Here is a 24204-nt window from a genome sequence, read left to right as displayed (position 1 = left end):
TATGTCTTGGAAGAAAATGATTATGGGCGAAAAGATGCCCGACAAGGATGACCCGAAGTATCGAGACCGCTATGAAAGAGAGGTCGATGCCGGACGCAAGTTTGCCAGAGCAACAAAGATTGACAAAGCAGCTGCCAAAATCCAGCAGTTTGCCAATGACCACAAGAAGCTCTTCTTAGCCATCGTCTTTGGTTTCATCATTCTCAGTTTCGCCGGAAATCTCATTCGTATGGGCAAGGTATATAATGCCCATCAGTCTCAGAAATCTGCTACTGAAGTACAGGAAGAGTTGGTCAGGAATCGACATAAGCGAGTTAAACATGCTATCAGTTCCGTCCATACCATGCCTGTAAGTGTTAACAAGGAGTTCATAGAATCACAAACTAAAATCAATAAAGACAATGGACATTCTGAAGAAGATTAACTGGAAGCAGCCAAAATACATGCTGCCCCTCATCATCTATTTTCCTTTGCTTTTTGTCGGATATTTCGTCATTGACCTCTTCCATACGGAAAAGGCTGAGATACCAGACAACAGCCTTACTACCACAGAATACCTGAACCCTGTATTGCCTGATGCGAAGATGAAGGGTGACGGTATTGGTAACAAATATGAGAGTATGGTTAAGTCATACGGCAAGATCGATGACTTAACTGCAATGGAAAATATAGACAGAAACAATGAAGAAGAAAAAGAATCTTACGACTCCAAGTATTCAGACGAGGAGCGTCAATTACTCGAATCCCAGGAAGCCGCGAAGCTCGCTGAGATTGAGAGACACCTACAAGCGAGTGCGCAAAAAGGTCAAGAAATCGCGAATGGTAGCGGCATGACTGAAGCTGACCGTCTCGCTCGTAGTCAGCAGCGTGAACAGGAAGCAATGGAGGAACTCAACCGTGCGCTTGCTCAGGCACGACTGCAAGGTCAGCAAGCAATGACACCTCCAACTGATAATAATGCTGAAAATGCACCTGCAAACAGTCAACCTTCAGACAAAGTAGAAGGTAAAATCAGCGTGAATGAAAGAGCTGTTAAAGGAGTCTCTGATGATGATGAAGCGCAGGAGGTAGTGAAGAAGGTCAAAGTCACTTCCGATTATTTCAATACTCTTACTGAGAATGACCCTGAACCGAACCTTATCAAAGCCATCATTGATGAGAACGTAAAGGCTGTAGATGGTTCTCGTGTAAGGCTTCGTCTGCTTGATGACATTGAAATTAATGACATTGTAGTTCCCAAGGGAACGTACATCTATGCACTTATGAGTGGCTTTGGCAGTCAGCGTGTCAAGGGAAACATCAAGAGCATACTCATCAATGATAACATCATCAAGGTCAACCTTTCGATTTACGACACAGACGGATTGGAAGGTCTATATGTCCCAAGCAGTAATTTCCGAGAGACCACGAAGGACGTAGCAAGTGGAGCCATGAACAACTCTTCAGCTCTAACGTCAAGTTCAACCACAACAGGAAACTCTCTCATTCAATGGGGCAACCAAGCAATCACAAATGCCGTACAGAAGACGAGCAATGCCATTAGCAAGTCCATTAAGAAGAACTCAGCAAAGCTTAAATATGGCACTTTTGTTTATCTGGTCAACGGCAAAGAGAAGAAAAACGATTAAAACAATTTTCAAATAAAATGCACATGAAGACTTTCAAGAAAATCGGCACATCACTAATCTGTGCTTTGTTTGCAATGCCTCTGATGGCACAGCAGACGTATGAAGAGATGGAACAACTCACTGTTAACGAACAGGTGACTACCGTCATCACGGCTTCTGAGCCAATCCGTTTCGTTGACATCAGTACCGACATGGTGGTTGGTGACCAACCCATTAACAACTCTATCCGACTGAAGCCCAAGGAGGGCGCACATGCCGATGGTGAAGTGCTTGCCATTGTCACCATTGTCACAGAAAGATACCGAACTCAATATGCCCTTCTCTATACAACCAGACTTCAGGAAGCTGTTACTGATAAGCAAATCCAGCCAGAAGAGAGAATAGCGTATAACAATCCATCCGTATCAATGAGTACTGAGGATATGGCAAAGTACGCTCGTTCCATTTGGAACTCGACTGCCCGAATCCGTAATGTCAGTACCAAACAGCATAGAATGATGATACGTCTGAACAATATCTATTCCGTTGGAGAATACTTCTTCCTGGACTTCTCTGTGGAGAACAAGACGAACATTCGCTTTGACATTGATGAAATGCGCTTCAAACTGGCAGACAAAAAGCAGTCGAAGGCTACTAACTCGCAGATTATCGAGCTTACTCCTGCCTTTGTCCTCGACCAAAGCAAGACGTTCAAGTATGGCTATCGTAACGTCGTTGTTCTGAAGAAGATGACCTTCCCCAATGACAAGGTGCTATCTATCGAGATTTCAGAGAAGCAGATTAGTGGACGTACCATCATGCTCAACATTGACTATGAGGATGTCCTCTATGCCGATTCGTTCAACGCTATTTTACTGAAGGAGGACTAAACAATGAAGAAGTTATTTGCTATTATCGCCATCTTGGGTTCTATTTCCCTTTCATCTTTTGCTCAGTCACATAGTGACAGGATTACCTTTTGCATGGGACTACTCTATGAGCGTGGACTCGATGCTACACTTTCATGGGAACACGAAACCAAGTACCATAACGCTTGGGAATACTTTGTTAATGGCTATCTCAAATGGGATGAGTGCGAAAGCTGCGGTCATGTCTGTCCAGAATCATTCTGGAAGAACTACCGAACATGGGGTGTTGGTGTAGCCTACAAGCCTTGTGTGTGGCGAGGTCGTAACAATCATGGCAATCTACGCATCGGAGCCAGTGCTGGTAGTAATACAGACAAGTTCTTAGGGGGCATCCACGTTGGCTACGAGCACAATTATGCTCTTAGACACGGATGGGTGCTCTATTGGCAAGCCAAATGTGACCTGATGCTGCCTGACAGAAAGGACTTGTTCCGTACTGGAGTTACCCTTGGATTCAAAATTCCTACAAGATAATCTAACTTAATACAGAGTAAAATGAAGCTATTACATACTATCTGTGCTGCCCTTATGATGGTAGCCATAACAAGTTGCGACGAACACCGTGAGTTTCCTGATACGGCAATGAAGACCTGTGACATACTATGTACAGACGGAAAGGTTGTGCGCTATGAAGACATGAAGAGTCAGAGGAAACAGCCTATTGCCGTAGTGTTTCATATCAACCAGAATAATGAGGCACAGGGAACTGGTTATGCCGTTTATCTTTGGGACATTGCGCCTGAAGCATACAGCGACAGTATCGGTGTTAAGCATAATACTTCGGCCAACATTACCGCTTTCGACGGGAACATGAATACTCATTCCATGTACTCATCTGGAGTATCTCCAGCTGCAACAGCAGTCTTTGACATGTGGCAATATGGACAGAGTGCCTACATACCATCAGTGGCCGAGATACGCCTACTTTATGGAGCAAAGAACACGGTAAATGACTATATCAAAAAGTGTGGCGGCGATGTCATATCTGACGATCCTGACGAGTGCTGGTATTGGACTTCAACTGAGGTGAAAGATATGGAATCGGCTAAGGCATGGCTGTTCTCTCTTGCTTCTGGAGCACTTCAAGAAACACCTAAAGAACAATCACATAAAGTACGCCCAATCATCACTTTATACAATTAAAGTTTGCAACGATTTAAGTAAGAAATGGAAGAAACCAAAGAACTTCAAACTGCCTATAAGATATTTCGTGCGGTCATATATGTGTCGCTACTCTTAGAGTTTTTCGAGTATGCCATTGACCCGGAACTGCTTGACTACTGGGGCGGCATAGTTTGCGATGTCCACGACCGAATCAAACGATGGTTCATCTATCTGGATGGGAATCTTATTTGGAGTAAGATTGCAACATTCGTGATTATATGCATCACCTGTATTGGAACCAGGAATAAGAAGCATTTGGAGTTTGATGCAAGACGGCAGGTTCTCTATCCACTTGTCAGTGGTGTTGGTATTACAATCCTGTCCGTCTGGCTGTTCGGCTATCGAATGGACATGCGATTCTACATGATTCCGCTGAACATCTGGCTTTACATGGCAACTACCATCCTTGGAACCATTCTGATTCATGTAGCACTTGATAATATCTCGAAGTTCCTAAAGGAAGGGCTTCTGAAAGACAGATTCAACTTCGAGAACGAATCATTCGAGCAATGCCAGGAACTGATCGAGAATAAGTATAGCGTGAATATACCTATGCGCTATTACTACAAGTCAAAGTTCCGTAAAGGATGGGTGAACATCGTGAATCCCTTCCGTGGCACATGGGTTGTCGGTACTCCTGGATCTGGTAAGACCTTCAGCATCATAGAGCCGTTTATCCGTCAGCATAGTGCAAAGGGCTTTGCTATGGTAGTGTACGACTACAAGTTTCCTACACTTGCCCAGAAGCTATACTACCATTATCGCAAGAACCTTGCCGCCAACAAAAAGGCTGGCAGAGATTTCAAGTTCAACATCATCAACTTCGTGGATGTAGAGTATTCACGCCGTGTAAACCCAATCCAGCAGAAGTACATAGGCAACCTTGCTGCTGCCAGTGAAACGGCTGAGACATTGCTTGAATCTCTACAGAAGGGAAAGAAGGAAGGTGGTGGCGGTAGTGACCAGTTCTTCCAGACATCAGCTGTCAACTTCTTGGCTGCTTGCATTTATTTCTTCGTGTCCTACAAGAAAGTGCCTTATGACAAGGATGGCAATCCCTTGATTGCAGAGATGACGGAAGAACCCAAAACACACAGACCGAAGCCAACAGGCCGTGTCTTTGACAATTCAGGCAGGGAGGTGGAGCCTGCCTACTGGCTTGGCAAATACAGTGACATGCCTCATATTCTCTCTTTCCTCAATCAGGACTACAAGATAATCTTTGAGGTATTAGAGACAGACCCAGAGGTTGCGCCACTTCTCGGCCCTTTCCAGACAGCCATGAAGAATAATGCGATGGAACAGTTGGAAGGTATGATTGGTACGCTGCGTGTCTATACTTCACGACTGGCCACTAAGGAATCTTATTGGATTTTTCACAAGGATGGTGATGATTTCGATTTGAAAGTCAGTGATCCTGCAAATCCAAGCTATCTTCTTATTGCCAATGACCCTGAAATGGAGAGCATTATTGGCGCATTGAATGCCCTTATCCTGAACAGATTGGTCACTCGTGTCAATACTGGTCAAGGAAAGAACATTCCTGTAAGCATCATCGTCGATGAGCTGCCTACGCTTTATTTCCATAAGATTGACCGTCTTATCGGTACTGCCCGAAGCAACAAGGTTAGTGTCGCTCTCGGTTTTCAGGAACTCCCCCAGCTTGAATCTGACTATGGCAAGGTAGGAATGCAGAAGGTTATTACAACTGTAGGCAATGTCGTTTCTGGCTCTGCACGTGCCAAGGAAACACTTGAATGGTTATCCAATGACATCTTTGGCAAGGTGGTTCAACTGAAGAAAGGTGTAACCATCGACAGAGATAAAACCTCCATCAACCTGAATGAGAACATGGACAGCCTTGTTCCTGCATCCAAGATTTCGGATATGCCTACAGGATGGATAGCTGGTCAGACGGCTCGTGACTTCATCAAGACAAAGACAGGGCGAAATGGTTCTATGAACATACAGGAATCAGCAGAGTTCCAGACCTCAAAGTTCTACTGCAAGACTGACTTTGACATGAAGGAGATACAGGCAGAAGAAGCCGATTACGAGAACTTCAAACTACCCAAATTCTACAAATTCCCGTCAAAAGATGCCAAAGAACGTATCTTATACCAGAACTTCTGCCAGGTTAATCTCGACGTGAAGAACATGATAGACGAAATAAACAAATTCAAGACCAAATGATTTTCAGAACAGTATTAACAACTTTATTCCTTACTCTTTGTCTGGGCATGGATGCTCAGGCAAATGAGTCGCCAAAACAAGCATCTATTTTTGCACTACAACCATTTGAGCGAGCTGTCTGCTGCATCAAATATTATGAGGGAATCCATCGTAAGAAGGATTATCCTTATGTTGGCTATGGCCACAAGCTAAGACCAGGAGAGCATTACTCTTCTAATATGTCTCTGAGGGAAGCTGATGCGCTCTTGCGCAAAGACCTGAAAGAACTATGCACTATGTTCCAGCGTTACGGAAAAGACTCCCTCCTACTCGCTGCATTAGCATATAATATTGGGCCTTATAGGATTCTTGGAAGCAAAACAAGATATCCCAAAAGCATACTTCTGAAGAAAATAGAGGCTGGAAACCGAAATTTCAAAGACGATTACGTCCAGTTTTGCCACTGGAAGGGCAAAAGTAGACCTTCAATTGTACGTCGTCGTTATGCAGAGCTATTACTTCTATATTCTGAATGATTGTATGCAAACGTATTGAGTTGTATCTATGCAATACTTTGAATTATGGCAGCTTAGCCGATAGAAAATTTTATCTTCTTTTTTTCAGTTCCTCATAAAAGTTGCGACGGTCTTCTTCTGATGCAGAACCTCCTAACTTTTCAAGATCATTTTTAATATCAGGATTTTTTGACAAATAGTTTGTGTATTCTCTAAACAAATCTTCTTGAAAACAAGAATTTATGTTTAGAGATTTTGCTTTATCAAGAATGTGAAAAAAGCGAATTTTACATTGTGTATTATAATATAATTTGAATGGTCTGTTATTTGATTTTGCTTTTTGAGCAAAAACTTTTAATGACGATGTTATTGCATGTTTTGGATTAAAAACGAGTAGTTCATTTGCCTCATTTGCGATAAGCATATTGATTGTTTCAATCTCTTTAGACTCACTTATCATTACTTTACCTTTTCTGTTTCCAATTTTGTATACACTTGAATCATAAAACAATATCAACAGCCTCGGGGTTAGTGGCATCATTATACATACGCCTTTATAGCCAAGTATTTTCACTCCAGCATATCCTAAAAAATCAAAATATGGATTAATAATAAAAGCAGGACAATCGGAGCTTATGAAAGTAGATTCACATTTAGAGTCTATACAAACTAATTTGAATGACAAATCAGCCATGTTTACTACCATACCAGCATAGACACTTAATGAAAATAATGAAGGCTCATCAAAACGAAATTCTAAATGAGGATCTACTTGTTCCATACCAGTACACCGCTTAAATATTTCTAACGACATTTCATTTACATCATCACTTAGTCTTTCGGACATAAAGACTGTTCGACCAAGTTGCATCATCACATACGTTAAGATATTTAATCGTTCAACCTCATGTAAGTTATAATCATTATTATTATCCAGTTTATGGAATGCTAACATGCATAAACGTTCTATCTCTGCAAGAGCATCTTCTACATTCTGATCTTTTGAGTAAAAGTAATCTTTACTCATTGTGTTTTTTATTGAAGATTGGTTAATTAGAAGATTCTTCTTTATATTATATACACCTATGCTTTTACCATCATTTGAAAACAAACGCTGGTAAGACTGAGGAACAAAGTGATGGTTTTTCTTTTCTGCCATATATAGTCATTTCAATCACCATTCCTAAACTACTTTCATCTTAAATTACCTTTCAAGTGAAAAATAACTCTAATTTTGTTTAGAGAACTGAACAAAACTTTCCTCAAACTTTAACAGTTTATCCTTCTTGCCTTCGAGCATTGGCTCAAAATGAGAGTAAACTGTCGAAGCTGTTATGAATCTTGAAAGGGTTCTTTCATAAGTCATCCAAACCCTCTTCTTTGCTCTTGACATTGCGACATATAGAACACGGGCATCTTCGATAGGATTAGAAGACCGATAATGAGGTATTACTCCTTCTGTAACATTATGAATAAGAACATTTTCAAATTCAAGTCCCTTTGATTTATGAATGGTCATTATATGAACATGCTCATTTATGATGTCATTCTGATAGAGATCGGCTTCATTGAATGTTCTAAATTCATAAATATGATTAACGAGTTGCTGGTTAAAATACAAATCTTTTTCGTGGTCAATGACAACTTTATCAAAGAGTTTTTTCATGTACTCGAACATGCGAATCTCTTTTATATATTTTTTTTCCAGCAATGTACGATACAGATAGTCGAACTCATAATTAAAAGTGTTCTCTTCTGAAATTTCCATGTCATATAACTTATCCAGTGTATGTTTGTATATTGGATAATAATTCTTTTGCATCCTATTCTGAATCTTCTGAAGGACTGGATTTGATAAGAATGTCAACTGAGCATTAAGCTTTAGGGCTAACTTTTCTTCGCAATACTTAGCTAATGATTTTGTAGCCAGAATATCATCCATCGCATTGTGAGAGTTAGTCCCTGGTAGATTATAAACCTTAAGAAGCTCTTCAAGAGTATGTTTGCGTAAAGTTGAATCAAGAAGTCTTGACAATTTCAATGTGTCCCAATAAACAGGACATACGAAGTCTAAGTTAGTCCTTCTTCTTATATTGTTTTCTAATATATGAATATCGTAATTAACATTGTGCCCCAACAACTCTGCATCACCAACATAGTTGATGAAATAATCAAATGCTCTCTGAGCATCCATAAAATATTCAAAGGAATTATTTCTTAAACCAGATTTGCGGCGTTTATATTCCTCTACCATGGGATTGACAAAGTCTTTCTTTAGATAAGGAGGAATTTCTTTATTCGTTTCAATAATAATATCTAATTCAGAACCTTCAACAACAGCTCCGTTACGAATTTTGATTGCAGCTATCTGAATAATATCATCTTCAAATACATTAAGTCCTGTAGTTTCTGTGTCAAATATTACAATCTCTTTATTATTGTAGGATTGACAGAATTCATATGAGTAGGAACTTTCTGAATAGAATAACAAGTCTGTCGGAGAAAGACTTAAATCCCTCATTTTTCGTATACATTTTCTTGCATCACCAAGTTTTTCAATGACTTTTGTCTGGTACAAGACTCTTGCCCATTCAGAATATCGTGTATCATTTACAACAACAGACAGATGGCTATAAATGGTTTTAAAATCTACCATTTTGAACATATCTTTCTTGGTTATGGTCAAGTGCGATATGTTATGTTCATCCAATTTTGCAGACAATGCTTCGGCTTGATTGTTGTTGCGAACCAAAATTCCAACACTTTCATTTGGAGCCTTAAAGTATATATCTCTTGCCAAGGTAGCTAGAACGCTATATTGTTCTTCCTCATATGAACAAGGGACAACTATTAAGGCATCATCAAGATGCTGCGTGTTAATTGTTGTTGGAAGATTTTCTGATGAAATACCTAAATGACTCACTGCATAATCATTCAGCATATCTAAAAGATATAAAGGAGAACGAAAATTTTTAGAAAGACGAAAAATGTTATTACTATATCTCTGCTTTAATTTGGCGATACTTTTTTCATCTGCCCCCAAGAAACCATAAATAGCCTGACGTTCATCTCCAAGATATAGAACGGTAGGGTTACTAGTTTTCAGGAACTCTATCAAGGCGAACTGTAATGGGTTTAGGTCTTGAACTTCATCAACCTGAATCCATGAATAAGAAGACATTATGTATTTACTTCGGTCATAATCAGGTGATGACATTATCTTATATGTTAGCATTAGAACATCATCGAAATCGATCATGCCATTCTCTTTCTTATATTCATAGTATTGTCTTCCAGTAGAGGAACCTCTGTAATCCGCATTTGCATGAAGACGCATCTCTACAGGAAAATGATTTTCTTCCTCAAATATCTTGCATGAATTATCCAAAGCCTGTGAAATCTCATAAGCCTTTGGCGTATATCCGAGCAATTCTGTAATAATGTCTTGTTGATCGGTATCATCAATTAGACTGGTGTCAAGTGGAACAAGTTCATTGTCAAACAAAAAATGTATACAAAACCTATGAAGATTACCAACATACAAATCAGAAGGAATATCTCCTAACGTTTCTTTTATACGTTCCTTCATTTCACGAGAGGCTCTATTTGTAAAGGTAATACACAACATTTCGGAATAGTCCACTGCGTAATCTCGATGCGCTTTTACTATCCTTCGACTTAAAACATCAGTTTTTCCACAACCAGGAGCAGCCAATACGAGTGCCTGGTCACCAAAGAAATCTACGATTTTCTCTTGGTCTGGATCATAAATATATTCTTTCATGTTATGTTATAGTTTTAGTGTACAACATCTTCCTGTTTTCTTCATCCATTCTTTGCTTTTCTGATAGTTCTTTTCATCATTTAGCACCCATGCAACTTTTGCTTTAAGTTTTTTTGGTTTACGCGGTTCTGGTGCCAAACCGTCGGTAAAAATAATAAGACCATCATATTCAGGATGTTCTGCAGCATAATCAAATGCAGGTTGGAAGCTTGTTCCTCCTCTACCTGTTATGGTAAAGTTTTTGATTTTCTGTTGAGCGACTTCCAATGATTGTGGCTCAGATAATTTCATGTCAAATTGAACCACGTCAATGTATTCTATGCCGTATTTGAAAGCACGCATGATTATAGAATAAAAGTGACTAAGAGAGACTTTATCGATTGATCCACTTACATCAACTGCGACTAATAGTTTTGTATTAAATCTCCGAATTGACCCCATGTTATCAAAGCCAGAACGTCTGTTGGGACGCATCCTTGTGAGATGTCTTTTCGAAGACAAAATAGAAGCCCTAAACCCAGAGAGAACCTTTCGATAATCAATACGAGCTTTAGTATTCGCAATAATTTGTTCTGAGATATTACCTGCAAGGCTTCCCCACGAATTTGATTGCTGAATCTTATCAATTTCTATATCAATCTGGCTTGACATCAAGCTGTCTTCTTCCCACAATGCTGATAAGTCTTGTTTGTTCATCTCATCTTGTGAACTTGGGAATTCTCTGTTCTCTACAGGATAATCAGTACTACTATTGTTATTATTATCTAAATTACCACGAGACTGCGAATTGGTTTCACCTTTATTTTTGTTTGGCAGTTTTATAATAGTTCCATCTGGAAGTTGCAACTCAAAATTTGATGACAGCCCATTATTATCATCGCTTGGGGACAGTCCTCCATCTTTTGAGTCGCCTAAATTGTCAGCCTTGCTATCCTTGGCAAGTGGTTCATCATTTTTCTGATTTTCATTTTTGCCCTCACCATTTTCATTATGACTAATCTCGTTTTGTATATTACCCTTGTCTTTTGTTAATGAAAACGCTTCAACACGAAAAGTGTACCATTCGTAACTTTGCTCTGATTCAAGATTATAGTCAGAAGGTTTTGGCAAATTGATTTTTGTGAAATCGTAATTGTCTGAGAGCACGAGATTGCTTCCCGTACTCATGGATTCACGCTTACATAAATCGGGCTGTCTGTCGTATGGGTGTTTAAGTAATATTCTTATGACTTCTGCCTTCAAGTAGAGTTCTAGAGATTCATCATTTAGTTCTTCTACTAATTTCGGAGAATACTCAATAACACCTTTCCCACAACGAAAAGGACATGATATTTTCTCATTCTTTTCGAGATTGTGGGTGCCAAATATCTGAAACAAAGCCGGCTCAGATAAATACCATCGCTCTATAATATGTTGAATTCTATTATCCAAGATACTTATTTAATTTGAGAGGTGTACATGAACAACTTTTGTGCGATTGATGGACAATATTGGAAAATAAACTTTTGACCATTTTTGTATATGTCTTGTATAAACATATTGGCAAAACTTGCAAAGGTTTCCCTCTTTTTCTGCACTTCCAAGAAATCGATATAATCAATTATATTCTTTGCAATAGTCTTAGAATCACTATCAGAGAAGGTGTTGGCTTCCAGATATTGGAAAATATCCTCATTGATAACAACAAAGTCATGTGGCTTGAAAGTAACAAGCTGTGGACCGTATTTAGAAAAATCTTTCAGTAAATCTTTAATATCGACTTGCTTGATTTGTGCCATCTTCGTTACAAAGAGATTCGTCGCTTTTACTCCTATGATACTTGAAATAAGTTTAATGTCGCGACTCTCCAGCTTAGGTATAGGCTTAATTACATCTGATACACGTTTCCAGGCACGTCTATCAGGCGTTTTATCCAAACCTGTATCAGCACCTTCTTCTGCATTTGGATCTTTGTCGAGCCATTGTGCATTTTCCGATATAAATCCAATGACGCGAGGGTCAAGGTCATTCTTTTTGGCCCACAAAATCCACTCTTGGACTGAAGGCTCGAATCTAAATACATTAAAACGAGAAACCAATGCAGGATCGAGATCTGTGAGTTGGTATTCCTCTCCCTCGTTAACGGCTGCAATTACACGGCTTCCTTCTGGTAAATCCCGCCCCGCAAGTTTACGATTCAACGCTAAGTCCATAATAGTTTGTAAGACTTCAGGTCTGGCACGATTTAATTCGTCTAGGAACAGGACAATAGGTTTCCCGTCAAGAGGAAACCAATAAGGAGGGCGAAAGACTGTTTTCTCGCCAGATTTGTCTGGTAGGCCAATAAGGTCTCCTGGATCACTCATTTGTCCGAGGAATAAAGCAACCACCTTCATCCCCTTTTTTGCAAAATAGTTTGTCAATATTTCAGATTTACCTATACCATGCCGACCAGTAAGCATTATGTTTTGACTTGCTGGCGTGTTATCCAGCATATATTTCAAGTCTTGAATATCAATCTTAACATTCATAATTATAATTTTTTAAGTCAATAAACATATTGCAGAACTATACAACCACATCGTCAAGTTCAATAAGATTCTTAAACAATCTTGGCAACTCCATTCCGTCACTCATAATCTTCCATTTGTAGCTGTAATAAATATATGGAAAAGTTTTGTTCTTTCCATTAAGAGGTGGATTATTTACTACAGTTTTCATTTGTGGAGCTTCATATTCCAAATTATATGTATTATATTTCTGAGCTATTTTCAATGCATTCTCTTTTGTTTTATTAATAGAAAACGCATGCATATCAGCCTGATACTGACCATGAAGTGTCCAATTATTACTATATGGAAGTAGAGGGAACGTAATTTTTTCAACTTCTTTAAGAACAAAATCCTCGCTACCAACTTCCCAGGTAATTACAAAAAGTCTTAATCCAGATTGTACTCTTAGTATTTCTTGTGAAACCCAACGTCTAATATCATCATGATATGCAATATATCCCCATTTATTAGTATAGGTTTGTTTACAAAGAAAATACTCGTTATTACAATGTTCCTTTACAGATATAGTATTGGCATTTTGAAATTCCAAGACAGCTATTGGCTTATTGTTTTCATCCGAAACAAAACAGTCTATATTTGTAGGCCAAGCACATCCCTCTTTTCTTAAAATTTTATCAAAAAGAGGTAAATCGTCAATTTCTCTAAAAGGTTTACTTGACTTCCATCCTTTGATAGAAGCTATCCAATTAGAGAAATCCTTATATGAGCTGAAATACTGGACTAATATCAAGGAATCAATTGAATTAAATTCATATAACCAAACTCCCTGAGTTTCGTCACAATATAACACATAAGATAGATTAAGACCAAAAGCTTTAGCAAAGTTGATCTTGCGAATTAGAACTGGTACAGTTTCAAGTTTTACTATTTCAGAAAGAACATCTGCGATAGGCATATCATTCCTTCTATCATAGTTTACTCTTGCACGTTCCAACAAATGAGTAACAACATTATTGTTGTTCTCATTACATCCTTCTATACCTTCGTAATGGTAAGGAGTGTTACGAATTAGGCATTGTTTAGCCCAATTCGTTGTATCACTTCTTTCCGATGTTTCTTTTCTGAAGTTTGTAAACATACTTATTCGTTTGCTTTTATTAAGAGTGAATCAAAACTATCAACCTTTCCGAATGAGAATTTAACATCCTCACGAGCAAGCTTTTCATAGAGCTTTTCAGCGCACTTGATTTTATTCTTTTCTATATCGCGCAACTGTAAAGAAGACATGCTTCCTTTCGTCTCCGCAACGAAATAGACATGTTTAACTTTACCCTCCTGGAAAGCAATAGCCCAGTCTGGAGAATAGTTGCCCATAGGTGTCGGAATATGGAATCCTTTCGGAAGTTTTGCATATACGACTACTTCATTGGCTTCTTCCAATTTATCAACGAACTTGCGTTCTACACTCTCTTTGGCATTTCCATCTGTGAACACATAGTCCATGATACTCTTCTTAGCCTTGAAAGCCTTATCCATTGAAGTATGCTTTTCAGCTGTGAAAATATCCATGTCGTACGAACCTTCAATTTGATTATACTCTATGTGCTCAACAATAATCGAAGATTTCTGCTCTCTAATTATCTGAGTTACCTTAGAGATAAATTCTTCGGGATTAGCCTTATACATATTGAACTTAATAGGACTAATCTTCATGAGGATTTCAGTAACGGTCTTACGAGTCAATGTTGCCCCAGAAGCAATTTTACCGATAAGGTCATATCGAACATTAGAAACTATCGCTGTTGTCAATACCTCAGTATCAGACTTTCCTTTATCCATTATATCCCCACCAGTGAAGTCAACCTTTCTTAAAGTATTTTTCTGTGTACCCCTAGTGGTAGTATAAGACAATTGAGACACATGGAGTTCTTTTTCAATTGCTGCCACACAGTTTTGAATCAGCTCTTCAGAACTAAACTCACATGTATAAGCATATTTATGATTGATGCGTTTCCACAATTCCTTAAACTCCTTAATATGAATGTTATCATTCAATTTATTTTCTGGAGTTTGCGGTTTGCCACCATTATCAATCATCTTCTCAATGACAGTATCATCAAAGATTGTCTGAACACGAGTATAAATAGCTTTTGAAACAGGAGCCAGGTTGTCTTCAAACAAAGGAAGAGTTCCTGCCTTTAAGTCCTCACGGAACTTGTCTGTAACCTCACCTTTCTTTGTTATATAACCATTCATACGCAACTGTACGATAATCTCCTGAGCATCAGCCTGAGTGATTTGTACTTTTTCTCCGGCTTCAGTGAATAGGAAGGTATCTTTGAACAGATCGATGTCGGCTTTTGGTGGACGATCATAAAGGTCTTCCTTGATTTTGCTTTGCAGGTCACTTACAAATGATGCATATCCTTCAGACGCAATAACTGTCAATTTATTGATATTGTGGACTTCATCACCAAGAAACTCTGAATCCATTCGTTCTCCACTTGTATTGACGCAAATACGAAGACCACGACCAACTTCTTGACGTTTCTGTGACACACTATTGCTCTGACGCAATGCACATATCTGGAAGACATTAGGATTATCCCAACCTTCGCGAAGTGCAGAGTGTGAGAATATAAAACGCTCAGGACGTTTAATATCCAGAAGTGCTTCCTTGTTCTTCAAGATAAGATCGTATGCTGAAATATCATCACTAATATCAGAGCCACGCTTAACTTCACTGTTAATAGCTCTATTCTTCTTATCTATACTGAAATAACCTGTATGAGTATCTTTCACATCAATACCACGAAGGTAATCCATATATTCAGGATCGAACATATCTTGCGCCTCATTTAGGGCATTTATATATTCCTCCTCAAATATCTCGCCATAGCGTCCTAGGATTTGTTCACCTTCATCATTGTATTGACGGTAATTAGCCACTTCATCCAAGAAGAAGAGAGACAAAGTCTTTATATTCTTATGGAACAATGAACTTTCTTTTCTAAAGTGCGCCTTAATCGTCTCACGTATCTGTATTCGTGCTTTATGCTCTGCTGTCACATCTCCAATGATGTCCTTGACGTAAAGTTTTCTTCCATTAGAGAACTCTACGAAGCTATATGCAGCATTGTTCTGGTCAACATGGATGTCGCTAATAGTGAAATCTTTATATTGCTCCAGCTCATTACTTTCATAGTACAAACTATCACCCTCACCAAGTTTCTTGAAGATACGGCTTATCTTTCCAGACTTGGCCTGATATTCAAATCCCAAACGAGCTTTAGGTGCCTCTGTATGAGATAGAATAATGTCCTCCAGATATACATATTTATCTGTGCCATGCAGGTTTTTCAGTTCAAAACCTATAACCTCTATCTTCTTTACCAATTTTTTGTTGTAAGCATCGAGAGCATCGAGCACATAAACTGGATTATGAGCTTCTTTGTGAGTAGCGGAATAGTTAAGAGTGAAAAGTGGATTGAAACGAGCCAATGATGCTTGTGTAGCAGCACCACCCATTTTCTGTGGCTCGTCTAGTATGACTATAGGACGATTGGCTGCAATCACATCGATAGGCTTACGATACCCGAACTCCTCTCTACGGTCATTGATAATACGTGCAGCCTTGTTGTTTGCACCTTCTCGTATAGTTGCAAAGGCTTGCGTGTTTATAATCATAACGCAAATATCATTTGACTGAGAGAACTCTGTATCGATAACGCTGAGGTTATTACTGTCATAGATGAAATGGCGTATCTTCTTACTGTAAATCTCCATGAAGTGATTTTCAGTAAATTCTAGACTTTGATTTACTCCTTCTCGAATAGCTATACTTGGCACAACGATGATGAACTTCGACCAGCCATAATGCTGGTTGAGCTCAAAAATAGTACGAGTGTAAACATAGGTTTTACCTGTACCTGTTTCCATTTCTATGTCGAGCTGACAATGACCAAGTTTGTCCACCAAGTCATTAGACAACTTAATATTGCTGTCAGTTTGTACCTTATGAATATTATCAAGAATCTCTTCTCTTGTAAGAACAATGTCACTGTTCTTAAATCCTGCGGCATCGAAGTCAAGATGAGGAACGAGAATCTTCTTGCCGTTCTGAACTATATAAGACTTTCCTTTGTCAATGACATATTCTGCCAATCCATGATTGGGCTGTCCGTTGAAAACACGAATAGTATTTTCTACGGCATCTAACTGATATTGTTGTTCTTTGAATTTCAGCTTCATAACTTACAAAATTTTACAGGTTGTGGTAGGACTGAATGTCTTGAAGATTTGCTCAAAGTTCGTGGCAGTACTGTCATCAGCCAGCGAGCTATCGCGCAAAACTGCATACTGAGGCTGCATCTGAGCTATGGCTTTCACCACGTCATCAGAAACCTCTTTGTCGAAGCAAGCAACAAGATAGCCTTCAGCAACATTATAAACAACCTTGCCGTTAACCTCAATTTTCTCAATCTTACTATCGAGTGTTGCACCTAAGTCAAGCATACTCTGGAAAAGCAAGTCTTCTCCTGTTCTATCTGGCTTGACATTATCGGCAAACAAGTTAAGTTGTTCCTGTTTTACCTCAGCAGGTGCGTAATAGACATCTTCCATGTTAGTGCTGTCAAGTTTTAGGACACGGAAGCCAACATCTAGATCTTGAGTTGTCAATGGACTTTCTGATTTTATTTTCTTACCTGCACGGCGTATACGTTCCTTGCCAATTTCGCAGATGTTCTTATAGCCAGCTTTATAAGCCTCGCTCTTTTTATCTGTTTCCTCCGGAAGTTGTACCATGATAAACCGACGCTTGCCGTTGTCTTGGGCATTCAATTGCATAACAGCATGAGCTGTCGTTGCAGAGCCAGAAAAGTAATCTAGAATGATTTCTTCTTTATTAAACGACAATAGCTGCATTAAAAAGGCTATTAATCCAACAGGCTTTGCAAAATCAAAAGGAATGTCAAGTTCTTTGAGTTCTTTAGCACTATGTCTATTCTCATATTTAGTTATAAAGTTTACAGGTGTCATTCCCTCTTCTTGCCTGTCTGAAAGCCATATTTTCGTATATACGTTCCACTTTGCAGGCTTTCCATTACTATCTATCAATACACCATCGGATTTTTTGAACTCAATATTTCCTTTGGCTTTCTCTTCAAGATACCTTTCTCGAGACCATCTCCAAACCTTATCTTCATTAGATTTTGGAATTACAAATGCGCCATCCTTATTCTCTTCTGGCATTGCATTGCCTGGTGGAATTATCAGAGAGCCATCTGGTGCTTCAATATAATATCTTTGATTGGGGCGGGAATCCAATGATGATTGATACAGCCCAAATGGTCTATATCTTTCACCTTTTCTATCCCCTGTAGTTTCAATAGAAGTATATAAGCGGTTGATAATATCTTCAGATATGGGTTCTCTGAAAGATGTTACACTATTTATATTTTTTGCATATATGATAATGTAATCAATGTTAGGTGAAAAGAAAAAACCTTTTCCACCTCCACTTTTCATTACTCGAGGGACGATGCCTATTCTATTTGATTCACCAAAGACTTCATCAGCACATTTTGTTATGTTTTCTATTTCGCCCTCACCTATTGAAATAAAAATCACACCATCATCTTTTAATAAATCTCTAGAGACTCGAAGTCTCGGATAAATCATATTAAGCCATGATGTATGAAACCTGCCGTTACTCTCTAAATTAGGAACTAAGCGATTACCTAGTTCATCATATTGACCAGAAAACTCTATATAGTCTTCATAGCTATCCCCAAAAGAATCATTATAAAGTAAATCACTTCCTGTGTTATAGGGCGGATCGATATATATCATTTTAATCTTGCCGAGATAAGTCTCTTTCAAGCACTTCAATACATCAAGGTTGTCACCTTCAATATAAAGGTTTTGGGTATTAGCAAAGTCCTCACTCTCTTCTTCACAAGGACGAAGAGTCGCATTTATAGGGGCATTCGCAAGAAGAATTGCTTTCTTCTTGTCAGGCCATACAAACTGATAGCGTTCATCTTTGCCTTCTACAATTTCCGATGATAATTCTTGCCGGAGCATATCGAAATCCACTGCCAACTTAACTTCACCAGTGGCAGCGTCAATCTTTTCTGTAACACAGTTCGGGAACTTCTCTGAAATCCAACTTATGTTGTCAGCAACACCATCCCTTGTCTGCATTTTCATTTTATTTATATCCATTGTTAATTATATATATCAATGTTATTATCTATGTCAATCTGTGGTGCATCGCTTCTAACAAACTCAGCACGAACTACCACATTATACTCTCTCTTGTTACCATGATAATCTTCAACAGTCACTGGTATTTCATTATCACCATCGTCGAAATGCATCTTCCATGTAAACCTCTGTTCATAACCGTCTTTTGCAAACAATACTTTATTAGCCACAGGTAAATGATTACCAAGGTATTTATCTGGATAGCATAATTCCCCTCGTCTATGAATTGTTGCAGATTTTGCATCACCAGCAAAATTGACAAGAAAAGTAACATTACATTCTAATCCATTACCATCCCAGTGTGCTGCACGAACAGATGCATTTCCAAATATCTCCGTTGCATTTTTAGGCATATGTACTTTTGTTTTGTTTTTAAAGTTAAATCCTTCAAAGACTCCGGGTAGGTAATTGTTGTTGGGAGCCACATTATCCATTGCTACTACTGCAATAGGCAATTGTTGATAAGAATAATCCTTATTTATTCCCAATAACACAATGCAGAAATAACCACTTTCATTGTCTTCCGGAACACAAACAATATTAGATTTTGATGTACTTAAATTCTTATAGTCCTTAACTACTGAATTCTCTACGAACTTATCTATAAATTTCTGATTATCGCACGCAACTACAGCATAATAATCAGCTTTCATATTGCATGATACAGAATATTTGTTCCCAGATAAGCTATGTACCACAGGTATCTCGCCACGTACAACAAAATCATTATTATTAGTTTCTGTCAAATAAAGATAATTTGTTCGTATACTTGAGAATAGGCTATCACTAACAACTTCATTTTTGCGGAAAAGCCAACGTTTCAACTCTTCATCTACATTCCTACTTGCAGATTTAGATATGACCATTGCACCTACACCTGTAAACTGTACATTATCATCCTGCACAACAACAGATGGAATAAGGTGATAAATAAATGTCGTGTCCAATAGGTCTGTCAGACTTAAAGATACTTGTAATTCATTATTGTTTTTGGCAGCAAGCAACGCCACCTCCTTACAGATGTCAACTTTGCTTTTAATCTGATTCAAAATGTTTAACTCTCCATTTTCATTGATTGTTCCATTGCCAATGACATATTCATTTATCTTCAACGAATAGTTACAAGAATCTATATTTTCTAAAGCCACAGAAATAGACCCTTTTTCTGAATTGTACGATGCATTAACTTTGGCCTTCTTCATAACAGATGAACAGCCATAAACTATCATCGCTACACATGAAATCATGATAATATGAAAACATTTATACTTCATAATGAACACATTTATTCGTTTTCTAATATCGCCTTAAACTCATCGCTAATGCTTTGTTCTTCTTGCAACGAGGCAAAGAAACCAAAGTCAATAGCATTCTTTGCTTGAATGATGTCTGCAAACTCCTGTATGGTAGTCGTTACTGGTATTGTACCAGAAATGGCTTGCATTGCAGTTGGATTAGGTATGTTCCTATTTATCGCAAGACGATAACGTGTAATACCATTACCGACAACCTTATCAAGTTTAACGCTTTCCTTACCTTTTTTTGCAAATAAAAGCTGTGATTCTTGCTCCACTTCAGTTACGCTACTGACAAGATTCTGACTGAAGAATGTAATTAAACGATTGCATACTTCATCGCGCCTACGTTCAATGTCCTCTGGCAACCAATCATCAGAAGTGTGATTAGTTGCAAGATCTTGAACTTCTTTTACGTGTGATGTAATATAGTACCGTTTCTTCTCACCAAAATATCCATTGCCAGCACGAATGTTAGGACGCTTCTCAAAGGGTATTTTATTACCAATACTTTCGAGATGCTCTTCTGCGCTATCACGAGTCCAACCTGCATAGTTAGCTTCCTTCCATCGTTTCGGCAAGATATGTTCTATCTCCAACTTTCCAGTTAGCAACTTGCTCTGGACATCGAAGAGATAAGAATTAAGGAGTATTACGCTTTTTACCACTTTGCCACTTGTGCGTGATGATCGTTCAATCAAGCCGGCAAAATCTATCGGCATTATGTTCTGGAATACTGTATCGCCATTGTGGTAGATGTCTATACAGAACTTATAAGTTGGCGGCTTGATTGCATTCACCTGTGGCTTGACAATAAACTGAACAAGCATGTACGACAACAACCCACGCATGAACTTTTCCATGTGTTCTTTGAAATCATCTTCTCCACGATGCTTAATATAGAACACGCTAACTACACAGCGCCAATAATCATTAGGGAAATTCACCAAACAATGAATGTACTTAATTGCTTCTTTGGTGTAATAAAGATTATCTTCGTCGAACGTCCCTACATTGTCGTATGTATTAACCCAGAACTTAGCCAAGTCTTTTATATTTTCAAAAAAATTATCCTTATGAAGTTCATCATACTTATAATTATCACCTGCATAGAACTTGCGAAGTCCTTTCTCATTGTCGGTGACATTATCTCTTGCACGGATTACGTGCATGTAAAAGCGGAACATATCATTGATACTTAGTCCACTGTCCTCGACAAGTTCTTCAAGGTTTTTCCATTCATCAGTAAATGCAGACTTCTCATCTGGAGTCTTCAATTTCTTATATAATTCGGCCTTAAAAATGTCAGAATCGGACAATGGCAGACCGCGATTGTTCAGCGTACTGAAAATCGTCAGGGCTGAGTTGAGGTCTTCACACTCAATTGGGAACACAATGCAGTCATTGAGTATGGTTAGACACAACTCCTTCCACATCATCGTGTTCTCTGCAGCGAACTTTTCGCACTGGTCAAAGAAATAAGTGTAGTTCTTTGCATAGGCGGAATTACTATTTCGCTTCTCACCTGTACAAAGAATATTTTTAAAGTCGTCGTTATCTTTATCAAGAGCCACACGACTATCAATCTTCAACAAGGTTCTATCCTTTACCTTGCGCGACATCTTATCAACTTTCCAAATGCATGGTTCAATCTGTTGCATCAGTCCCTCAATATCCTCATCATTAGGCCATAGTTCCTTCATCTTCTCCAGTTTCAAGTAAAAAGCACGGAGAAGTAACATCAATGAGGTCATACGTTGCTGACCATCGATGATGTTTATTTCATTCTTGTTAGCTTCGTCGGTACAGGTTACAATGGTGCCGATGAAATACTCTTTTGGCGCATCCTCACTTTTCCGCTTTTCATTGAAAAAGTTTTTTATGTCTGTCCAAAGTGTATCACACTCATTTTCGCCCCAACGATACGGACGCTGGTACTCTGGTATCACATAGAGCTTATCCTTATTTGCTGAATCGGACATGCTCAATAGTGAAGCTATGTTTTTTCTACTGACCTGCAGCTCTGCCATATCATTTATAGTATTTTTGTCGTAGTTGACGGTGAATAAGTCTTGAAGATTTGCTCAAAGTTCGTGGCTGTACTATCATCAGCCAGTGAGCTATCACGCAGAACAGCATACTGAGGTTGCATTTGAGCTATGGCTTTCACCACGTCATCTGTTACTTGATAGTCAAAGCAAGCAACCAAATAGCCGTCTGCTACGCTATATACCTTTTTTCCTGCAATATCTTTGATGACAATTGAGCTGTCCAAAGTTGCACCAAGTTCCAACATAACTTGGAAAAGCAAGTCTTCTGGAGAACGTCCATCTTTGACATTATCCATAACCAATTCCAAGTCTGATTGCTTCAGCTCAGCTGGAGTATAGTACACATCCAACATATTACTGTCGCTCAATTTTAAGACACGGAAGCCATAGTCTATATCTGCATCTGTTTCTGACTTTATCTTCTCTCCAGCCCTACGTATGCGCTCTTCTCCTATTTGACATAGGGTTTTATAGCCACACTTGTAGGCTTCGCTCTTAGGATCGGTATTCTCTGGTATTTGAACCATGATAAAACGACGCTTGCCATTATCTTTAGCATTTAATTGCATTACAGCGTGAGCTGTTGATGCGCTTCCTGAGAAGAAATCAAGAATAATGTCATCGTCACTTGTGACAAATTCAAGAATCCTTGCCAATACGTTAACAGGTTTAGGATTATCAAAAATCTTATGTCCATCGAAAAGTTCAGCCAACATCATGGTTGTAGCGCGATTATCTTCATAGATTAACGTGCGAAGATACTCTACAGATGTTTCGATACGCTTCTTTACGTGAGGCTGGGTTGTTTCATCCACGCCCCATTCAATATCGCCATCTTTGTCGTAAGCCCAAAAAGTTTTCTCTGGCCAACGCCATCCATTGGCAGGCTTTGGGCAAGCCTTACCTGTTTTGGGATGAATGATGTCAAACATATAACCTCCAGGATGGGGGTTGGAAGAATTGCTGGAACTACTGTAAACACCTCTGTCATCGACATTATTGTAATGTGCTACTTGTGGCAGGTTGTCCTTATTGGCTTTAATCCATTTACGCAGTTCTTTCTGAATTTCTTCATTGCTGCCACCCTGTTTTTTCAACTGCTTATATTGCTCAATAATTCTACCAGCAGCCTCACTCTGCCTTGTCCAATTCTTCTGAGCATATTTACTTTTAGCATAGCACAACATGTACTCATGCTCAATGTTAATTTGAGATGGGTTGTTGTCGGTTGCAGTCTTCAAAATCAACTGACCTACGAAATTGCTTTCACCGAAAATCTCGTCACAAACCTTCTTTAAGTTTTCAACTTCGTTGTCATCTATCGATATAAAGATAACGCCATCTTCTTTTAACAAGTCTCTGGCAATCTTTAATCTTGGATAAATATTATTGAGCCATTGGGTATGGAAACGACCACTACTTTCCATATTCGGTACGAGTCGATTACCTTGGTCATCATATTCTCCAGACTTTGTTATATACTCAGACACACTTTCTGTGTAATTGTCTTGATACACAAAATCCTTGCCAGTGTTATATGGAGGATCTATATAAATAACCTTCACTTGTTTGAGATAGGTTTCTTTCAGACACTTCAACACGTCAAGGTTATCCCCCTCGATATAAATATTCTGAGTATTATCAAAATCTTTACTTAGATTGCGGTCAGGGCGCAAAGTTGCCGTAATTGGTGAATTGGCAAGAAGTATGGCCTTTTTCTTATCTGGCCACACAAATTCAAATCGTTCACCCTTGCCTTCAACAACTTCCGTGCTTAATTCCTGACGCAGTTTATCGAAGTCCACAGCAAACTTAGTTTGTCCATCTGCATCTGTTGTTTCTGTAACACAATTCGGAAACAAAGATGCTATTTTCTTGATGTTATCTGTAACACCATTATTGACAATCAATTGCAGCTTATCCAT

General features: G+C 38.7%; 17 protein-coding genes. 7 read left to right on the top strand and 10 right to left on the bottom strand.

Annotated features, from left to right (window positions below):
* Position 1: 1 nt before the first annotated feature.
* Genes T433_RS14745 through T433_RS0105385 form a run of 7 tightly spaced genes read left to right on the top strand, consistent with a single transcriptional unit; the run spans position 2 to position 6408 of the window.
* Positions 2 to 424, top strand: a complete 423-nt coding sequence (locus tag T433_RS14745; protein WP_081778382.1) for a hypothetical protein — start codon at positions 2 to 4, stop codon at positions 422 to 424.
* Positions 402 to 1628, top strand: coding sequence for a conjugative transposon protein TraM (gene traM / locus T433_RS0105410; RefSeq protein ID WP_027455143.1), 1227 nt, complete (start codon positions 402 to 404; stop codon positions 1626 to 1628). The genes T433_RS14745 and traM overlap by 23 nt, the downstream gene beginning before the upstream one ends.
* Before the next feature lie 23 nt (positions 1629 to 1651).
* Complete coding sequence (gene traN, locus T433_RS0105405) at positions 1652 to 2497, top strand: conjugative transposon protein TraN (protein WP_027455142.1); 846 nt, start codon at positions 1652 to 1654, stop codon at positions 2495 to 2497.
* A gap of 3 nt (positions 2498 to 2500) precedes the next feature.
* Positions 2501 to 3010: a hypothetical protein gene (locus T433_RS0105400; protein WP_027455141.1), complete on the top strand. Its 510-nt coding sequence runs from the start codon at positions 2501 to 2503 to the stop codon at positions 3008 to 3010.
* A gap of 21 nt (positions 3011 to 3031) precedes the next feature.
* Complete coding sequence (locus T433_RS0105395) at positions 3032 to 3679, top strand: hypothetical protein (RefSeq protein WP_027455140.1); 648 nt, start codon at positions 3032 to 3034, stop codon at positions 3677 to 3679.
* A gap of 24 nt (positions 3680 to 3703) precedes the next feature.
* The gene (locus T433_RS0105390; protein ID WP_027455139.1) at positions 3704 to 5893 is read left to right on the top strand and encodes a type IV secretory system conjugative DNA transfer family protein; all 2190 of its coding nucleotides are present in this window, start codon (positions 3704 to 3706) and stop codon (positions 5891 to 5893) included.
* Positions 5890 to 6408, top strand: coding sequence for a glycoside hydrolase family protein (locus T433_RS0105385; protein WP_027455138.1), 519 nt, complete (start codon positions 5890 to 5892; stop codon positions 6406 to 6408). The genes T433_RS0105390 and T433_RS0105385 overlap by 4 nt, the downstream gene beginning before the upstream one ends.
* Positions 6409 to 6478: 70 nt before the next feature.
* Here the strand turns inward: T433_RS0105385 and T433_RS0105380 are convergent, their stop codons facing one another.
* The 10 genes from T433_RS0105380 to T433_RS0105335 form a co-directional block, all read right to left on the bottom strand.
* A complete protein-coding gene (locus tag T433_RS0105380; protein WP_081778381.1) occupies positions 6479 to 7546 on the bottom strand; it encodes a DUF4238 domain-containing protein in 1068 nt (355 codons plus the stop codon).
* A gap of 69 nt (positions 7547 to 7615) precedes the next feature.
* Positions 7616 to 10171 carry a UvrD-helicase domain-containing protein gene (locus tag T433_RS0105375; RefSeq protein WP_027455136.1) on the bottom strand — a complete coding sequence of 852 codons (2556 nt, stop codon included), beginning with the start codon at positions 10169 to 10171 and terminating at the stop codon, positions 7616 to 7618.
* 6 nt (positions 10172 to 10177) lie between these two features.
* Positions 10178 to 11602, bottom strand: coding sequence for a VWA-like domain-containing protein (locus T433_RS15855; RefSeq protein WP_052357006.1), 1425 nt, complete (start codon positions 11600 to 11602; stop codon positions 10178 to 10180).
* A 5-nt stretch (positions 11603 to 11607) separates the two neighbouring features.
* Positions 11608 to 12681, bottom strand: a complete 1074-nt coding sequence (locus T433_RS0105365; RefSeq protein ID WP_027455135.1) for an AAA family ATPase — start codon at positions 12679 to 12681, stop codon at positions 11608 to 11610.
* A 37-nt stretch (positions 12682 to 12718) separates the two neighbouring features.
* On the bottom strand, positions 12719 to 13801 hold the full coding sequence (locus tag T433_RS0105360; RefSeq protein ID WP_027455134.1) for a hypothetical protein: 1083 nt from the start codon (positions 13799 to 13801) through the stop codon (positions 12719 to 12721).
* A gap of 2 nt (positions 13802 to 13803) precedes the next feature.
* Complete coding sequence (locus T433_RS0105355; protein WP_027455133.1) at positions 13804 to 16914, bottom strand: restriction endonuclease; 3111 nt, start codon at positions 16912 to 16914, stop codon at positions 13804 to 13806.
* 3 nt (positions 16915 to 16917) lie between these two features.
* Positions 16918 to 18891, bottom strand: coding sequence for a site-specific DNA-methyltransferase (locus tag T433_RS0105350; RefSeq protein WP_052357005.1), 1974 nt, complete (start codon positions 18889 to 18891; stop codon positions 16918 to 16920).
* 2 nt (positions 18892 to 18893) lie between these two features.
* The gene (locus tag T433_RS0105345; protein ID WP_162164175.1) at positions 18894 to 20135 is read right to left on the bottom strand and encodes a hypothetical protein; all 1242 of its coding nucleotides are present in this window, start codon (positions 20133 to 20135) and stop codon (positions 18894 to 18896) included.
* Between the two features lie 83 nt (positions 20136 to 20218).
* Complete coding sequence (locus tag T433_RS14735) at positions 20219 to 22258, bottom strand: DUF262 domain-containing protein (protein ID WP_044109280.1); 2040 nt, start codon at positions 22256 to 22258, stop codon at positions 20219 to 20221.
* A 5-nt stretch (positions 22259 to 22263) separates the two neighbouring features.
* Positions 22264 to 24204: a site-specific DNA-methyltransferase gene (locus tag T433_RS0105335; protein WP_027455130.1), complete on the bottom strand. Its 1941-nt coding sequence runs from the start codon at positions 24202 to 24204 to the stop codon at positions 22264 to 22266.

This window comes from Xylanibacter brevis ATCC 19188, assembly GCF_000621725.1.
Taxonomy (GTDB): domain Bacteria; phylum Bacteroidota; class Bacteroidia; order Bacteroidales; family Bacteroidaceae; genus Prevotella; species Prevotella brevis.
The sequence above is the reverse complement of the archived record's forward strand: the minus strand, read 5'-3'. Positions and strand labels throughout refer to the sequence as shown.

What these genes read in the sequence shown, in the direction of transcription:
- T433_RS14745 (WP_081778382.1), top strand. Translation starts at nt 2, where the DNA reads ATGTCTTGGAAGAAAATGATTATGGGCGAAAAGATGCCCGACAAGGAT.
- traM (WP_027455143.1), top strand. Translation starts at nt 402, where the DNA reads ATGGACATTCTGAAGAAGATTAACTGGAAGCAGCCAAAATACATGCTG.
- traN (WP_027455142.1), top strand. Translation starts at nt 1,652, where the DNA reads ATGAAGACTTTCAAGAAAATCGGCACATCACTAATCTGTGCTTTGTTT.
- T433_RS0105400 (WP_027455141.1), top strand. Translation starts at nt 2,501, where the DNA reads ATGAAGAAGTTATTTGCTATTATCGCCATCTTGGGTTCTATTTCCCTT.
- T433_RS0105395 (WP_027455140.1), top strand. Translation starts at nt 3,032, where the DNA reads ATGAAGCTATTACATACTATCTGTGCTGCCCTTATGATGGTAGCCATA.
- T433_RS0105390 (WP_027455139.1), top strand. Translation starts at nt 3,704, where the DNA reads ATGGAAGAAACCAAAGAACTTCAAACTGCCTATAAGATATTTCGTGCG.
- T433_RS0105385 (WP_027455138.1), top strand. Translation starts at nt 5,890, where the DNA reads ATGATTTTCAGAACAGTATTAACAACTTTATTCCTTACTCTTTGTCTG.
- T433_RS0105380 (WP_081778381.1), bottom strand. Translation starts at nt 7,546, where the DNA reads ATGGCAGAAAAGAAAAACCATCACTTTGTTCCTCAGTCTTACCAGCGT.
- T433_RS0105375 (WP_027455136.1), bottom strand. Translation starts at nt 10,171, where the DNA reads ATGAAAGAATATATTTATGATCCAGACCAAGAGAAAATCGTAGATTTC.
- T433_RS0105365 (WP_027455135.1), bottom strand. Translation starts at nt 12,681, where the DNA reads ATGAATGTTAAGATTGATATTCAAGACTTGAAATATATGCTGGATAAC.
- T433_RS0105360 (WP_027455134.1), bottom strand. Translation starts at nt 13,801, where the DNA reads ATGTTTACAAACTTCAGAAAAGAAACATCGGAAAGAAGTGATACAACG.
- T433_RS0105355 (WP_027455133.1), bottom strand. Translation starts at nt 16,914, where the DNA reads ATGAAGCTGAAATTCAAAGAACAACAATATCAGTTAGATGCCGTAGAA.
- T433_RS0105350 (WP_052357005.1), bottom strand. Translation starts at nt 18,891, where the DNA reads ATGGATATAAATAAAATGAAAATGCAGACAAGGGATGGTGTTGCTGAC.
- T433_RS0105345 (WP_162164175.1), bottom strand. Translation starts at nt 20,135, where the DNA reads ATGAAGAAGGCCAAAGTTAATGCATCGTACAATTCAGAAAAAGGGTCT.
- T433_RS14735 (WP_044109280.1), bottom strand. Translation starts at nt 22,258, where the DNA reads ATGGCAGAGCTGCAGGTCAGTAGAAAAAACATAGCTTCACTATTGAGC.
- T433_RS0105335 (WP_027455130.1), bottom strand. Translation starts at nt 24,204, where the DNA reads ATGGATAAGCTGCAATTGATTGTCAATAATGGTGTTACAGATAACATC.